The sequence below is a fragment of the Moorena sp. SIO3H5 genome (genome assembly GCF_010692395.1).
GTDB lineage: Bacteria > Cyanobacteriota > Cyanobacteriia > Cyanobacteriales > Coleofasciculaceae > Moorena.
Window position 1 is genome coordinate 1 of the sequence record NZ_JAAHHS010000795.1, and the last position, 1,165, is coordinate 1,165.

Genomic DNA, 1,165 nt, shown 5'->3' on the forward strand with positions numbered 1-1,165 from the left:
TATCTGTGTTTATTTTTCGGTCAATAATGCCCTAAGGTCTTTGGTTAGATTGAGTTATAGTGTATCTCTACGAATGGGAAGTATATTCGCAGCACCATTTCAATCAGCGTTAACCAACAAATTTTTACCAGTGCGGTACATTCTCATCTGAATATCCCTGTGCTCCCCCACCTCTTTGTGAAGTTGCTTTATTCATTGGTTTTAGATTGATTTTCCTGATTAAATTGATTAATCAGCTCTTGAATAATCGCTTCTGGATCTTCCGTCTTGATACCAAGTTGTTGGGCAATTTGTTCGCAAAGATTTTGGTCTTGTTGCAACATTGAAAATAACTCATCTAAAGAAACTGTTTGATATTCTCCCTCGGGGAGGTTATCATCTTCATCTTCCCCAGTGGCAATTATAGGATGGGAAGAAATATCTGGATGGGAAGACATATCTCCTGTAAATACACTTTCGGGTTGTTGTGTAAATACACTTTCTTGACCCAAGGTAAAATCACTGGCGTTGGGAGAATCGGTTGCAAATGGGGATGGTGTAGCATCTGGCCCTTCATACTCGAAGATGGGTTCTTTTTGGTTGCGGGTCAACAAATCCATGCCAATGTCATGGGCGTAGTCTCCCACATCCCCAACTTCCAAATCACCTAGTTCCACCATCCGAGAAGCTAATTCATTATTAGGGGTGGAAACTGCCATTAACCTTTCACCAAAACCCTCTAGCCATTGTAACCATCGTTCCTCGGGAACTCGATGTTCGAGATTTTTTAACCACTTTAGTGCCCAGGCTTGTCCCTTTGCTTGATGTACTCCCTCCAATAATTCAGTGAAGAGAAGTTCTAAATCTGTATCACTCAGAGGAGGAGGTGATTGGATATTACCCTCTATCTGGGATGATTTTTGTTGTTTACCAAACAAGCGTTGGAAAAAGTTTTTAATCCATTGAATCAGCCGCTTGAGCATCTACCGTACCCGTGAGTATTTGTGAGATTACCTTAAAGATTTTAGCTATGTCTGGTAACAAGAGGCTCATGTCGTCACATTGATGTAATAATTAATATCTTCTTGGATTTTAGATTTTGAAAAACAGATAATCCTCCCTGTTCGCTTATTTTTGACTAGAAAATTTAACCGGATGACGCGGGGACGCGGGGACACACCGGACG

The 1,165-nt window shown here is 40.9% G+C and carries 1 protein-coding gene; it reads right to left on the bottom strand.

The window, feature by feature from the left end; translation table 11 throughout:
- Window positions 1-188: 188 nt before the first annotated feature.
- On the bottom strand, window positions 189-962 hold the full coding sequence (locus tag F6K52_RS36585; protein WP_293090173.1) for a hypothetical protein: 774 nt from the start codon (window positions 960-962) through the stop codon (window positions 189-191).
- Between the last annotated feature and the right edge of the window lie 203 nt (window positions 963-1,165).